Here is a 15,021-nt window from a genome sequence, read left to right as displayed (position 1 = left end):
AATATTCCTCCCTTTGATGACGAATGCTTATGTCTATACAGAACGAAATGCCTGGTTACAACGAAGTTAGCCAGTTTTTGAACCAACAAGGGGCTGGATTAACCCCGGCCGAAATGCACGGCTTGATAAGCGGAATGATTTGTGGTGGAAACAACGACAGCTCATGGCAGCCGCTGTTGCACGACCTGACGAACGAAGGCCTGGCCTTTGGTCACGAGCTGGCTCAGGCGCTGCTGAAAATGCACTCTGCCACCAGCGATGCCCTCGAAGACGACGGCTTCCTTTTTCAGCTTTATCTGCCTGAAGGGGATGACGTCAGCGTGTTCGATCGCGCCGATGCGCTGGCGGGATGGGTAAACCACTTTTTGCTGGGTCTTGGCGTCACGCAGCCGAAGCTCGACAAAGTAACCGGCGAAACCGGGGAAGCGATTGACGACCTGCGCAATATCGCGCAGTTAGGGTATGACGAAGACGAAGATCAGGAAGAGCTGGAAATGTCGCTCGAAGAGATCATCGAATACGTGCGCGTAGCCGCTTTGCTGTGTCATGACACGTTTACGCGTCAGCAGCCGACTGCGCCGGAAGTCCGTAAACCGACTCTGCACTAAGAACGAAACGCAAAGGAGAGTGTGATGAGCGAGATATCTCAGCAAGAATTCCAGCGTCGTCGCCAGGCTTTACTGGCACAAATGCAGCCCGGCAGCGCCGCGCTGATTTTTGCCGCGCCTGAAGCGACGCGCAGCGCGGACAGTGAATATCCGTACCGCCAAAGCAGTGATTTCTGGTACTTCACCGGTTTTAACGAACCTGAAGCCGTGCTGGTGTTGATTAAAAGCGATGACACTCATAACCATAGCGTTTTGTTCAATCGGGTTCGCGATCTGACGGCGGAGATCTGGTTTGGTCGCCGTCTGGGCCAGGATGCTGCCCCGGCAAAACTTGGCGTTGACAGGGCGCTGGCCTTCAGTGAAATCAACCAACAGCTGCACCTGTTGCTCAATGGCCTGGACGCGGTGTACCACGCGCAGGGCGAATATGCCTGGGCCGACGAGATTGTGCACACGGCGCTGGATAAACTGCGTAAAGGCTCCAGACAAAATCTGCACGCACCTGCCGCGATTATCGACTGGCGTCCAATGGTGCATGAGATGCGCCTGTTCAAATCACCGGAAGAGATTGCGGTCATGCGTCGTGCCGGAGAAATCACCGCGCTGGCGCATACCCGTGCGATGGAAAAATGCCGTCCGGGAATGTTTGAATACCAGTTAGAAGGGGAGATTCACCACGAATTTACCCGCCATGGTGCGCGTTATCCGTCCTATAACACGATTGTCGGCAGCGGTGAAAACGGCTGTATCCTGCATTACACCGAAAATGAAAGTGAAATGCGCGATGGCGATTTGGTGCTGATCGACGCTGGCTGTGAATACAAAGGCTATGCGGGCGACATTACGCGTACCTTTCCGGTAAATGGTAAATTTACCCCAGCACAGCGTGAAATCTACGATATCGTGCTGGAATCCTTAGAGACCAGCCTGCGTCTGTATCGTCCCGGAACGTCCATTCAGGAAGTCACTGGCGAAGTGGTGCGCATCATGATTACGGGTCTGGTGAAACTCGGTATTTTGCACGGTGATGTCGATCAGTTGATTACCGAAAATGCACATCGCCCATTCTTTATGCATGGTCTAAGCCACTGGCTTGGGCTGGATGTGCACGACGTCGGCGTTTATGGTCAGGACCGCTCACGTATTCTTGAGCCGGGAATGGTGCTCACCGTCGAGCCGGGACTGTATATCGCGCCGGACGCCGATGTACCGCCGGCTTATCGTGGTATCGGCATTCGTATTGAGGATGACATCCTCATCACCGAGGACGGCAATGAAAACCTGACCGCCAGCGTAGTGAAGAAAGCGGATGACATTGAAGCATTAATGGCTGCGGCGCGACTGCAATGAGCGTGATTATCGTTGGTGGTGGTATGGTTGGCGCGACGCTGGCGTTGGCCATTTCTCAGCTCAGCCATGGGACTCTGCCGGTTCATCTGATAGAAGCGAGCGAACCTGAAACTGACCGCCATCCCGGGTTTGATGCCAGGGCGATCGCTCTGGCGGCAGGAACCTGCCAACAACTGGCGCGAATTGGCGTATGGCAGGCGATTGCCGATTGCGCAACGGCCATTAAAACGGTTCACGTCAGCGATCGCGGTCATGCCGGATTTGTGACGCTGGATGCGCAGGAATACCGTATTCCGGCTCTGGGCCAGGTGGTAGAACTGCACGACGTCGGGCTGCGTCTGTTTGCGCTGCTGCGCAAAGCACCGGGCGTCACATTGCATTGCCCCGATCGCGTAGCCAGCGTGTCGCGCACGCAGGAGCGCGTAGAAGTTACGCTGGAAAATGGCGAAATGATTGATGGTCGCCTGCTGGTGGCCGCCGACGGTACGCGCTCCGCACTGGCTACCGCCTGCGGTGTTGACTGGCTGCAACAGCCTTATGAGCAACTGGCGGTAATTGCCAACGTTACGACCTCTGTACCGCACGACGGGCGAGCGTTTGAACGCTTCACGCAATATGGTCCGCTGGCAATGCTTCCGATGTCTGACGGTCGCTGCTCGTTGGTGTGGTGCCATCCGCTGGAGCAGCGTGATGAGATTATGGCCTGGTCTGACGAACAGTTTTGCCGTGAACTACAAACCGCTTTTGGCTGGCGACTGGGACGTATTACCCAGGCCGGTAAACGCAACGCCTATCCGCTTTCGTTAACTACAGCGCTGAAGGCGATTACCCATCGTACCGTGCTGGTAGGGAACGCCGCCCAGACGCTGCATCCCATTGCCGGGCAAGGTTTCAACCTGGGCCTGCGTGACGTAATGAGCCTGGCTGAGACGTTGACGCAGGCGGAAAACGGCGCGGAAGATGTGGGTGATTATGCGGTGCTGGCACGCTATCAGCAGCGCCGCGAAAGCGATCGTGATACGACGATTGGTGTGACCAATAATTTAGTGTATTTGTTTGCCAATCACTGGGCCCCGCTGGTTGTTGGGCGTAATGCCGGGCTGATGGCGATGGAATTATTCCCCCCTGCGCGCGATGCGCTGGCGGAGCGGACCCTGGGCTGGGTTGCGCGCTAAATATAATCTGTAGGCCGAATTAAAGAAGTAGGCCTGATAAGCGCAGCGCCATCAGGCAATGTCGCGGAATTGATGCCGGATGGCGGCTTTGCCTTATCCGGCCTACGGTTTTTGATTGTCCTATTTTCAGGAGCAAACAGTGCAAAGTGTTGATGTAGCAATTGTTGGTGGCGGCATGGTAGGACTGGCGGTTGCCTGCGGCTTACAGGGCAGCGGGTTGCGCGTTGCTGTATTAGAACAACATGTTCCGCAGCCGTTGGCGGCGGATGCACCTCCTCAGCTTCGTGTTTCGGCCATTAATGCCGCCAGCGAAAAACTGCTTACCCGTCTTGGTGTCTGGTCCGACATTGTTGCCCGTCGCGCTTGCTGCTACCACGGCATGGAAGTCTGGGACAAAGACAGCTTTGGACGTATTGCGTTTGATGACCAGAGCATGGGCTACAGCCATTTGGGGCACATTGTCGAAAACTCAGAGATTCATTATGCGCTGTGGCAAAAGGCGCAGCGTTCAGCGGATATTACGCTGATGGCACCTGCTGAATTACAGCAGGTGGCCTGGGGTGAGAACGAAGCATTTCTGACCCTGAAAGATGGCGCAATGCTGACGGCCCGCCTGGTCGTCGGTGCTGATGGTGCTAACTCCTGGCTGCGCAACAAAGCGGATATTCCGCTCACCTTCTGGGATTATCGTCATCATGCGCTGGTGGCGACTATCCGTACGCAGGAAGCGCACGGTGCGGTTGCGCGCCAGGCGTTTCACGGCGAGGGGATCCTGGCATTCCTGCCGCTCAGCGATCCACACCTGTGTTCTATCGTCTGGTCGCTCTCGCCGCAGGAAGCAGAACGTATGCAGCAGGCAAGCGTTGACGAGTTTAATCAGGCGCTGAATATCGCTTTTGATAATCGTCTGGGGCTGTGCAGCCTTGAAAGCGAACGTCAGGCGTTTCCGCTGACGGGACGTTATGCCCGTCAGTTCGCCGCCCATCGTCTGGCGCTGGTGGGGGATGCGGCGCATACCATCCACCCGCTGGCGGGTCAGGGGGTTAACCTTGGCTTTATGGATGCGGCGGAGCTGATCGATGAACTTAAGCGGCTACAACGTCAGGGTAAAGATATTGGGCAGTATCTCTATTTACGCCGCTACGAACGCAGCCGTAAGCACAGCGCAGCGCTGATGCTGGCAGGGATGCAGGGTTTCCGTGAACTGTTTGCAGGCGAGAATCCGGCGAAAAAACTGCTACGCGATATTGGGCTGAAACTGGCCGATACCCTCCCGGGCGTAAAACCACAACTCATCCGTCAGGCGATGGGACTGAACGATCTTCCCGAGTGGTTACGTTAGTGTCCGTAAGGACAATCTTAAGAGTTTGAGACCCGTCACACTTTCCTCTCCCGGCCTGCGCGCCGGGGTGCTTCTCTCATTTGAAATAATCTAATTCCACGCCTTTTTTCGCATTAGTTTTTTTAATATAACGTTTTTTTCATAACGCCATTTTTGACATTTTTTCCACATTTAATGTGGATTGATGCTGTAAGTTTGCGCTTATCTTTGTTTGTTGTTCTGGTTTCTTACTACATACATGGAGTTTTATTCTGTTGGCGATCTGGCTGTTTTTCGCCATAAGCTAATGTGATGGTTAATTTTGACTTATGGTTTAGCGTCTGTTTCGGTGGTAAGTTCAGGACAAAGAGAACGTTTGCGTCGTAGCCCCTGGAGCGGCTGCGGTGCTGGGTTTCGTGGCGATAATTTCACCGCGAAAGAGTTGATAGCCCCGCTTATTCAACGAGGAAAAGATGGCTCAACAGACTCCTTTGTACGAACAACACACGCTATGTGGCGCGCGCATGGTCGATTTCCATGGCTGGATGATGCCACTGCATTACGGTTCTCAGCTCGATGAACACCATGCTGTTCGCACCGATGCCGGAATGTTTGATGTGTCGCATATGACCATCGTCGACCTGCGCGGTAGCCGCACCCGGGAGTTCTTGCGTTATCTGCTGGCAAACGACGTCGCAAAGCTAACGAAGACGGGTAAAGCCCTCTACTCCGGTATGCTTAACGCTTCGGGCGGCGTGATAGATGACCTGATTGTCTACTACTTCACTGAAGATTTCTTCCGCCTCGTTGTAAACTCCGCCACCCGCGAAAAAGACCTCTCCTGGATTACCCAACACGCTGAACCATACGCTATCGACATCACCGTTCGTGACGACCTGTCGCTGATTGCGGTACAGGGTCCAAACGCACAGGAAAAAGCAGCTACGTTGTTTACTGACGAGCAGCGTCAGGCGGTAGCAGGCATGAAGCCGTTCTTCGGCGTTCAGGCGGGCGACTTGTTTATCGCAACCACCGGTTATACCGGCGAAGCAGGCTATGAAATTGCCATGCCGAATGAAAAAGCGGCAGATTTCTGGCGTGCGCTGGTACAGGCTGGTGTCAAACCCTGCGGTCTCGGCGCACGTGACACGCTGCGTCTGGAAGCGGGCATGAACCTGTACGGTCAGGAGATGGACGAAGGCATTTCTCCGCTGGCGGCCAACATGGGCTGGACCATCGCATGGGAACCGGCTGACCGCGACTTTATCGGTCGTGAAGCGTTGGAAATGCAGCGTGAAAAAGGCCACGAACAGCTGGTCGGGCTTGTGATGACCGAGAAAGGCGTGCTGCGTAATGAACTGCCGGTGCGCTTCACCGATGCTTCCGGCAACCAGCAGGAAGGCATTATCACCAGCGGGACATTCTCCCCAACTCTTGGTTACAGCATCGCGTTGGCGCGTGTCCCTGCGGGTATCGGCGAAACTGCGATCGTGCAGATCCGTAACCGTGAAATGCCGGTAAAAGTGACTAAACCTGTTTTTGTGCGTAACGGCAAAGCCGTCGCGTAATTCATCCTTTTTTGGAGATTGATTGATGAGCAACGTACCTGCAGAACTGAAATACAGCAAAGAACACGAATGGCTGCGCAAAGAAGCTGACGGCTCTTACACCGTTGGTATCACCGAACACGCTCAGGAGCTGTTAGGTGACATGGTTTTCGTTGACCTGCCAGAAGTTGGCGCAACCGTCAGCGCGGGCGATGATTGTGCCGTTGCGGAGTCCGTAAAAGCGGCATCCGATATCTATGCGCCAGTAGGTGGTGAGATTGTGGCGGTTAACGACGCGCTTAGCGACTCCCCGGAACTGGTCAACAGCGAGCCGTATGCGGGCGGCTGGATTTTCAAAATCAAAGCCAGCGATGAAAGCGAAATTGAATCGCTGCTGGATGCGGCCGCATATGAAGCATTGTTAGAAGACGAGTAAATACGCTTTTGCCGGATGGCGCTGCGCTTATCCGGCCTACAAAGCATGCGTAGACCCGGTAAGCGCTAGCGCTGCCGGGCTCGTAGACAGAGACAATCACGATTCACTGCACGTTTCAGGAACCATCGCCCATGACACAGACGTTAAGCCAGCTTGAAAACAGCGGCGCTTTCATTGAACGCCACATCGGACCGGACGCCGCGCAGCAGCAAGAGATGCTGAATGCGGTTGGCGCCGAGTCGTTAAACGCGCTGATCGGCCAGATTGTGCCGAAAGACATTCAGCTCGCAACCCCGCCGCAGGTCGGCGAGGCGGCGACCGAATACGCTGCGCTGGCTGAATTAAAAGCCATCGCTGGGCGTAACAAGCGCTTCACGTCCTACATTGGCATGGGCTACACCGCCGTGCAGTTGCCACCGGTTATCCTGCGCAACATGCTGGAAAACCCGGGCTGGTACACTGCGTATACGCCGTATCAGCCAGAAGTTTCTCAGGGGCGCCTGGAAGCGCTGCTCAACTTCCAGCAGGTGACGCTGGATCTGACCGGTCTGGACATGGCCTCCGCCTCTCTGCTGGATGAAGCCACCGCGGCGGCTGAAGCGATGGCGATGGCAAAACGCGTCAGCAAACTGAAAAACGCCAACCGCTTCTTTGTGGCCGCTGATGTTCATCCGCAAACGCTGGATGTTGTGCGTACTCGTGCACAAACCTTTGGTTTTGACGTCATTGTTGATGACGCGGCGAAAGCACTGGATCACCAGGATGTGTTTGGCGTGCTGTTGCAGCAGGTTGGCACCACCGGTGAAGTGCATGACTACAGCAAACTGATTACCGAGCTGAAATCACGTAAAGTTGTGGTCAGTGTCGCTGCCGACTTTATGGCGCTGGTACTGCTGACTGCTCCGGGCAAACAGGGTGCGGATATCGTTTTCGGTTCTGCACAACGCTTCGGCGTACCGATGGGTTACGGTGGCCCACACGCGGCATTCTTCGCCGCGAAAGACGAATTCAAACGCTCCATGCCAGGCCGTATTATCGGCGTCTCCAAAGATGCGGTGGGCAATACCGCACTGCGCATGGCGATGCAGACTCGTGAGCAGCATATCCGCCGCGAGAAAGCGAACTCCAACATTTGTACCTCGCAGGTCCTGCTGGCCAACATCGCCAGCCTGTATGCCGTTTATCATGGTCCGGTTGGCCTGAAACGCATTGCTAATCGCATCCACCGCCTGACTGATATCCTGGCAGCCGGTCTGCAACAGAAAGGATTGAAGCTGCGTCATGCGCATTACTTCGACACTCTGTGCGTTGAAGTAGCCGATAAGGCCGCAGTGCTGGCGCGTGCCGAAGCGGCAGAAATCAACCTGCGTAGCGATATCCATAACGCGGTAGGTATTACGCTCGATGAAACCACCACCCGTGAAAACGTGGTGCAGTTGTTCAATGTACTGCTGGACGACAGTCACGCTCTGAACATCGATACGCTGGATAAAGACGTGGCGCTCGACAGCCGTTCTATTCAGGAAAGCATGCTGCGTGACGATGTGATCCTCAGCCATCCGGTGTTCAACCGCTATCACAGCGAAACCGAGATGATGCGCTACATGCACTCACTGGAGCGTAAAGATCTGGCGCTGAATCAGGCAATGATCCCGCTGGGTTCCTGCACTATGAAGCTCAACGCCGCTGCCGAGATGATCCCTATCACCTGGCCTGAATTCGCTGAGCTGCATCCGTTCTGCCCGCCAGAGCAGGCTGAAGGTTATCACCAGATGATCGGCCAGCTTTCCGAGTGGCTGGTAAAACTGACCGGTTATGATGCCGTCTGCATGCAGCCGAACTCCGGCGCGCAGGGCGAGTATGCGGGTCTGCTGGCGATTCGTCATTATCACGAAAGCCGTAACGAAGGTCATCGCGATATCTGCTTGATCCCGGCTTCTGCCCACGGTACCAACCCGGCGTCTGCACAGATGGCGGGTATGCAGGTAGTGGTTGTCGCCTGTGATAAGAACGGCAACATCGACCTGGACGATCTGCGAGCAAAAGCAGAACAACATGCCGACAACCTTTCTTGCATCATGGTGACTTATCCATCCACCCACGGCGTTTATGAAGAAACGATCCGTGAAGTGTGCGACGTTGTGCACCAGTTCGGCGGCCAGGTTTACCTTGATGGCGCGAACATGAACGCTCAGGTTGGGATCACCACGCCGGGCTTTATTGGCGCAGATGTCTCGCACCTCAACCTGCATAAAACATTCTGCATTCCGCACGGCGGCGGCGGCCCAGGTATGGGACCGATCGGCGTGAAATCACATCTGGCGCCGTTTGTACCGGGCCACAGCGTAGTGCAGATTGAAGGGATGCTGACCCGTCAGGGCGCAGTTTCTGCGGCGCCGTTCGGTAGCGCATCCATTCTGCCAATCAGCTGGATGTACATCCGTATGATGGGCGCAGAAGGTCTGAAGCAGGCAAGCCAGGTGGCGATTCTTAACGCTAACTACATTGCCAGCCGTCTGAAAGATGCTTATCCGGTATTGTATACCGGTCGCGATGGTCGCGTGGCGCATGAATGTATTCTCGACATTCGCCCACTGAAAGAAGAGACCGGCATCAGCGAACTGGATATTGCCAAGCGCCTAATCGATTACGGTTTCCATGCGCCGACTATGTCATTCCCGGTCGCGGGTACCCTGATGGTTGAACCGACTGAATCTGAAAGCAAAGTGGAACTGGATCGCTTTATCAATGCGATGCTGGCAATCCGCGCTGAGATCGATCGCGTGAAAGCCGGTGAATGGTCACTGGAAGATAACCCGCTGGTTAACTCACCGCACACGCAAAACGAGCTGGTCGCGGAGTGGAATCACGGTTACAGCCGCGAAATCGCCGTCTTCCCGGCGGGTGTGGCGAACAAATACTGGCCAACCGTGAAACGCCTTGATGACGTTTACGGTGACCGTAACCTGTTCTGCTCCTGCGTACCGATGAGCGAATATCAGTAATCTGCTGATTCAACTATCTTTTAAAGGCGCTTCGGCGCCTTTATTTTTTGGGAGAAACGTTATGGCTATAGCATTGGTGACGGGCGGCAGTCGTGGCATTGGTCGAGCAACCGCGCTGCAACTGGCGCAAGAGGGTTACACGGTCGCCGTGAATTTTCATCACAATATTCGTGCGGCAACCGAGGTGGTGAACAACATCGTCGCTGCAGGCGGTAAAGCATTTGCTTTGCGTGCGGATATCAGTGATGAAAGCCAGGTGGTGGCAATGTTTGAGTCTATTGACCGTGAAGGCGAGCAACTGACTGCCCTGGTGAATAATGCCGGGATCTTGTTTGAGCAAAGCACGGTCGAAAACTTAACCGCCGAACGAATTAATCGCGTACTGGCAACCAACGTTACCGGCTATTTTCTGTGCTGTCGGGAAGCGGTAAAGCGCATGTCGTTCAAGCACGGCGGTCAGGGTGGATCGATTGTAAATGTCTCTTCGGCGGCATCGCGGCTTGGTGCGCCATTCGAATATGTTGATTACGCGGCCTCGAAAGGCGCTGTGGACACGCTCACCACCGGCCTGGCGCTGGAGGTTGCGGCGCAAGGGATCCGCGTAAACTGCGTGCGACCAGGTCTTATCTACACTGAAATGCACGCATCAGGCGGCGAGCCGGGAAGAGTCGATCGCGTGAAATCACTGTTGCCTATGCAGCGTGGCGGGCAGCCGGAAGAAGTCGCGCAGGCAATTACCTGGCTGTTGAGCGAGAAGGCATCTTACGTAACGGGCAGTTTTCTGGAACTGGCAGGCGGGAAGTAGGGATTTAATTGCCGGATAGCGCTGCGTTTATCCAGCCTACGGGAGTATAACCTGTAGGCTGGATAAGGCGTTTACGCCGCCATCCGGCAAAAAATTACAGATTCTCGCCGTTGCTGGCAATCACCGCTTTATACCACTCAAAACTCTTCTTTCGTGAACGCGACATATCGCCGGTGCCGTCGTCATGTTTGTTCACGTAGATAAAGCCGTAACGTTTGCTGTACTGACCGGTGGTAAACGACACGCAGTCGATGCAACCCCATGGCGTGTAGCCCATCAGGTCTACGCCATCATAGGTCACCGCTTTCATCATTTCTTCGATGTGGGCACGCAGATAGTCGATGCGATAGTCGTCGTTGATGCTGCCGTCTTCTTCTACTTTGTCATAAGCGCCAAACCCGTTTTCAACGATAAACAGCGGCTTCTGGTAGCGTTCATACAGCTCACATAAGGCATAGCGTAGACCGACGGGGTCAATCTGCCAGCCCCAGTCGGAGGCTTTTACGTGCGGGTTCGGTACGCTGCCCTCAAAACCAGAAATGGCATCGCCGCTGCCGCCTTCCGCTTTTACCGCGTTGGTCATGTAGTAACTGAATCCGAGATAGTCACAGGTGCCTTCACGCAGGATTTGCTCATCGCCGGCCTCCATTCGGATGTTGAATTCGCGGCGTTCCCACTCGTTCAGTACATATGATGGATAGTAGCCGCGCAGCTGAACGTCAGTGAAAACGTAGCGCTCACGCATCGATTCCTGCGCGAACATCACATCTTCAGGCTTACAGGAGAACGGGTACAGTGGCACCATCGCCAGCATGCAGCCGACTTTCATTTCCGGGTTGATGCGACGTGCCGCCTTTACCGCCAGCGCGCTGGCCACGAACTGGTGATGCAGCACCTGGTACATAGTCTCTTCAGGGTTTTCATGCTCGGTATACACCACGCCGGAGCAGCAATAGCCAAACAGCGGCGCGCGCCAGTTACGCTGGTTGTTGATCTCATTGAAGGTCATCCAATATTTGACCTTGTGCTTATAGCGCTCAAAAACGACTTCAGCAAAACGGACAAAGAAATCGACGACTTTACGATTGGTCCAGCTACCGTACTGTTGAACCAGGTGCAGCGGCATTTCAAAGTGGGAAAGGGTGATGACTGGTTCAATGTTGTACTTCAGCAGTTCATCGAACATGTCGTCGTAGAACTTTAGCCCTTCTTCATTCGGTTGGATTTCGTCCCCTTTGGGGAAGATACGGGTCCAGGCGATGGAGGTACGGAAGCATTTGAACCCCATCTCGGCAAACAGCTTGATGTCTTCTTTGTAATGACTGTAAAAATCGACAGCTTCGTGGTTGGGATAGTACTTACCGGGCTCAACTTCCTGAGTGATTTCTCGCGGAACACCGTGTGCCCCTCCGCTCAGTACGTCGCAAATGCTGGGGCCTTTGCCACCTTTGTTCCAGCCGCCTTCAACCTGGTGCGCCGCAACCGCGCCGCCCCATAAAAAATCGTTTGGTAAGGTAAGTTTTTTCATCTGCGCTCAGTCTCAAATTAATACAATCTGATTTTGAGTCTAACAAAGGAAAGATAAATGTCACGATATAACAAAATAGCGTAAATGTGATTTGTTACATCAAAAAAACAGATTGTTTTTTTACGCTATTCTTTTCGCCAGCTTGCGACCGAGTGATTCCAAAATATAAATAACGGGGATCTGCGTGGTTATATCGTATACCCCGGCAATACGTGTTTGTGGAACATGCCAGGAGAGGTTAAAGTCGGCGAGTTTCGCCAGGCGAGAGTGTTCATGGCTGGTGACCGACAGAACCTTACAGTTGTGCAGACTGAACTGGCTGGCAAAGCGCAGGATCTCTTCTGTTTCACCAGATACGGAAAGCACGATCGCTAGCGCGTTTCTGGCCATGTCGTTAGTTACCGGGAAATAAGGATCGTCAATGTGATTACTGAATTTACCGACGTTTGAGAAAAAACGTGCGCCATATTTTGCCAGCGCTCCAGACGTTCCTGCTCCGACGAATATAATACGTTCGGACGATAATATAATATCAACAGCCTGATCGAGCAGTTTATCGAACTCGTCGTTATTGACGCCTTTAAAGAAACTGATAATTTCGCTGGCACCGAAATTAGCCTGTTGCGGTTCATTCTGCTCTAAATATAATTTGAAGCGCACGCGAAATTCTGAGTAACCCTCACATTTAAGCTTGCGGCAAAAGCGCAGTACGGTGGTAGTGGAAACACCCACGGCATCGGCCAGTTCGCGAATGGTCATGTACATGACTTTGTCACGGTTTTTGATGACATAGTTGTAGACCAACATCTCAAGATTGTTGAGACTGGCGATGGCAGCGTGGGAGAACATACTCACAATGGCAAAACTCACTCATCAGACTTCATCTACAGGGAATAATAACATGCAGCCAAATGACATCACTTTTTTTCAGCGTTTCCAGGATGACATTCTGGCCGGACGCAAGACCATCACCATTCGTGACGAGTCCGAATCACACTTCAAAGCCGGGGACATTTTACGGGTTGGGCGCTTCGAAGATGACGGTTACTTCTGCACGATTGAGGTTGTTGGCACCTCAACCGTCACGCTGGATACGCTAACGGATAAACATGCCCAGCAGGAAAACATGACGCTTGAAGAACTCAAACATGTGATTGCCGAGATTTATCCGAATCAGACGCAATTTTATGTGATTGATTTTAAATGCCTTTGATTTAAAGAAACATCTGTTAGTTGAAAAATCACTTATAACACAATGATTTTAAAGGATTAATATTAATGTGATATTTATTTTAGCTAACAGGTGTTCACTGGAACCATTCTCAGTTACGCTAGAGGCGCAATAACGAAAGTGTTCGTTTCTGGGGAGTAACTTATGGTTCAGAAGCCATTAATCGCGCAGGGATATTCGTTGGCAGAGGAAATAGCCAATAGCATCAGTCACGGTATCGGGCTGGTGTTTGGGATTGTCGGACTGGTGTTATTACTGGTCCAGGCAGTAGATACCAACGCCAGCGCTATGGCCATTACCAGCTATAGCCTGTACGGCGGCAGCATGATCCTGCTGTTCCTCGCCTCAACCTTGTATCACGCGATCCCCCATCAGAGAGCGAAAATCTGGCTGAAAAAATTTGACCACTGTGCGATTTATCTGCTGATTGCCGGGACCTACACGCCATTCCTGCTGGTGGGGCTTGATTCGCCGCTGGCACGTGGACTGATGATTGTTATCTGGAGCCTGGCGCTGATCGGTATTTTATTCAAACTGACCATTGCGCACCGATTTAAGGTTCTGTCGCTGGTAACCTACCTGACAATGGGCTGGCTATCGCTGATTGTGGTGTATCAACTGGCGGTTAAGTTGGCAGCGGGAGGCGTGACGTTGCTGGCTGTTGGCGGTGTGGTGTATTCCCTGGGCGTTATTTTCTACGTCTGTAAGCGCATTCCTTACAACCATGCGATCTGGCACGGCTTTGTGCTGGGCGGCAGCGTTTGCCACTTCCTGGCGATCTATCTGTACGTTGGTCAGGCGTAATCATTGACGCCGGATGGAGGCTAGCGCCTTATCCGGCCTACAAAAGAAAAGCCAGCATGCCTGATAGACGCATCGCAATCAGGCATTATTCATTTACTCTTCCAGCGAATACGGCAGCGGTACGATTTGCAGCGTTTTTGCGTCGTCACGAACGCGGAACACGCTGTCGGCCTCCATGTCGTTATTCATCACAACCTGCACCAGTACCTGACCATCGGCCAGTTTTACTGCGGCAAGTACGGTACCGGTACGACGCCAGTTCTCGCCCATTTTTAATTCAAGGTCTTCGCCAGCTTCCGGTACTCGACCGGCGGCACCCGCCAAAGTCCACATGGCGCGTTTATTGGCTCCGCGGAATTTTGCACGAGCAACCATTTCCTGACCGGTGTAGCAGCCTTTTTTAAAGCTGATCCCGCCCAGAGCCTGCAGATTGGTAGCCTGTGGAATAAACTGTGCGCTGTTGGCTGTATCAATAACGGGGATACCCGCTTCGATATCCAGCGCCAGCCACTGCTGGCTGTTATTTAACTCTGCTTCGCCACGCAGCTTTTCAACCAAGGTTTCTGCTGTGGTGGCATCAACGATCAGCAGAAAACGTTCAGCAGGGTGTTCGAACCACAATACCGTGGAGGCACCTTCGGTAATGACCTGCTTATCACTGTTCGGTAATTCGTTAAAGAGATTGGCCAGCGCTGCACGTGCCTGGAATCCCGCTACGCCCAGCAGGACACGCTCGTCATCCGGGGCAATCGCCACCTTCGAGAAGACCGCGTATTTTTTCAGCTCGGTGAGCTGCGCATCACGCAGGCTACGGCGCTCAAGCCATGCAAAACCGTCACCCTGTCGGAACAGACGCAGGTTGCTCCACATTTTACCTTTGGCGTCACAATGTGCAGCTAACAGGTGCTGATGCTCGGTCATCTGGCTGACATCCGCCGTGACCTGACCCTGAATATACTTCTCACTGTCGACACCGGTGATGGTGGCGAGCGCCCAGTCATCGAGCGTCATTAGCGTCAGAGGCAAACGCGTTGACGCGAAAGGCTGGCGAGGAGGAAAAGATGTAAAAGCCATAATAATGTCCTGATTTGCTTAACGCAGTGATAATGACTAATGGTAAAAGAGCTATGGCCCATTGCAAGCGGTTTAAACAGGCTATTTGTGCCATATATTGCGCTTTGCGAGGAAACATCAAAAAATGGTGAATCCTT

The 15,021-nt window shown here is 53.4% G+C and carries 13 protein-coding genes; 10 read left to right on the top strand and 3 right to left on the bottom strand.

What is annotated here, in order from left to right:
- The first annotated feature begins 29 nt into the window (after positions 1-29).
- From OGV89_RS12180 to OGV89_RS12145, 8 genes are all read left to right on the top strand, one after another.
- Positions 30-608: a YecA/YgfB family protein gene (locus OGV89_RS12180; protein WP_003026978.1), complete on the top strand. Its 579-nt coding sequence runs from the start codon at positions 30-32 to the stop codon at positions 606-608.
- A 24-nt stretch (positions 609-632) separates the two neighbouring features.
- A complete protein-coding gene (gene pepP, locus OGV89_RS12175) occupies positions 633-1,958 on the top strand; it encodes a Xaa-Pro aminopeptidase (RefSeq protein WP_003026976.1) in 1,326 nt (441 codons plus the stop codon).
- A complete protein-coding gene (ubiH, locus tag OGV89_RS12170; protein WP_044700820.1) occupies positions 1,955-3,133 on the top strand; it encodes a 2-octaprenyl-6-methoxyphenyl hydroxylase in 1,179 nt (392 codons plus the stop codon). The genes pepP and ubiH overlap by 4 nt, the downstream gene beginning before the upstream one ends.
- Before the next feature lie 139 nt (positions 3,134-3,272).
- The gene (gene ubiI / locus OGV89_RS12165) at positions 3,273-4,475 is read left to right on the top strand and encodes an FAD-dependent 2-octaprenylphenol hydroxylase (RefSeq protein ID WP_003838254.1); all 1,203 of its coding nucleotides are present in this window, start codon (positions 3,273-3,275) and stop codon (positions 4,473-4,475) included.
- A 452-nt stretch (positions 4,476-4,927) separates the two neighbouring features.
- Positions 4,928-6,022 carry a glycine cleavage system aminomethyltransferase GcvT gene (gene gcvT / locus OGV89_RS12160; RefSeq protein ID WP_003026967.1) on the top strand — a complete coding sequence of 365 codons (1,095 nt, stop codon included), beginning with the start codon at positions 4,928-4,930 and terminating at the stop codon, positions 6,020-6,022.
- A 25-nt stretch (positions 6,023-6,047) separates the two neighbouring features.
- Entirely contained in the window at positions 6,048-6,437 is a 390-nt protein-coding gene (gcvH, locus tag OGV89_RS12155; RefSeq protein ID WP_003838257.1) for a glycine cleavage system protein GcvH, read from the top strand.
- 131 nt (positions 6,438-6,568) lie between these two features.
- Positions 6,569-9,442 (top strand): aminomethyl-transferring glycine dehydrogenase, encoded by a 2,874-nt coding sequence (gcvP, locus tag OGV89_RS12150; RefSeq protein ID WP_044700806.1) that lies wholly within the window; start codon positions 6,569-6,571, stop codon positions 9,440-9,442.
- A 61-nt stretch (positions 9,443-9,503) separates the two neighbouring features.
- Positions 9,504-10,247: an SDR family oxidoreductase gene (locus OGV89_RS12145; RefSeq protein WP_032937431.1), complete on the top strand. Its 744-nt coding sequence runs from the start codon at positions 9,504-9,506 to the stop codon at positions 10,245-10,247.
- Positions 10,248-10,341: 94 nt separating this feature from the next.
- Here the strand turns inward: OGV89_RS12145 and bglA are convergent, their stop codons facing one another.
- Both bglA and OGV89_RS12135 read right to left on the bottom strand, forming a co-directional pair.
- Entirely contained in the window at positions 10,342-11,775 is a 1,434-nt protein-coding gene (gene bglA, locus OGV89_RS12140; protein WP_286558690.1) for a 6-phospho-beta-glucosidase BglA, read from the bottom strand.
- A 120-nt stretch (positions 11,776-11,895) separates the two neighbouring features.
- Positions 11,896-12,624 carry a MurR/RpiR family transcriptional regulator gene (locus OGV89_RS12135; RefSeq protein ID WP_003838265.1) on the bottom strand — a complete coding sequence of 243 codons (729 nt, stop codon included), beginning with the start codon at positions 12,622-12,624 and terminating at the stop codon, positions 11,896-11,898.
- A gap of 52 nt (positions 12,625-12,676) precedes the next feature.
- On the opposite strand from OGV89_RS12135, the gene yqfB reads away from it, so the two are divergent.
- The gene (gene yqfB / locus OGV89_RS12130; RefSeq protein ID WP_003026949.1) at positions 12,677-12,988 is read left to right on the top strand and encodes a N(4)-acetylcytidine aminohydrolase; all 312 of its coding nucleotides are present in this window, start codon (positions 12,677-12,679) and stop codon (positions 12,986-12,988) included.
- 162 nt (positions 12,989-13,150) lie between these two features.
- On the top strand, positions 13,151-13,810 hold the full coding sequence (trhA, locus tag OGV89_RS12125) for a PAQR family membrane homeostasis protein TrhA (protein WP_003838267.1): 660 nt from the start codon (positions 13,151-13,153) through the stop codon (positions 13,808-13,810).
- A 93-nt stretch (positions 13,811-13,903) separates the two neighbouring features.
- Here trhA and ygfZ read toward each other — a convergent pair whose 3' ends face one another.
- Positions 13,904-14,884, bottom strand: a complete 981-nt coding sequence (gene ygfZ / locus OGV89_RS12120; protein WP_048232745.1) for a tRNA-modifying protein YgfZ — start codon at positions 14,882-14,884, stop codon at positions 13,904-13,906.
- Positions 14,885-15,021: the final 137 nt, after the last annotated feature.

The sequence above is a fragment of the Citrobacter sp. Cf125 genome, from assembly GCF_030333935.1.
Classification (GTDB): domain Bacteria; phylum Pseudomonadota; class Gammaproteobacteria; order Enterobacterales; family Enterobacteriaceae; genus Citrobacter; species Citrobacter freundii.
Note: the sequence above shows the minus strand (reverse complement) of the source record. Positions and strands in the feature narration are given on the sequence as shown.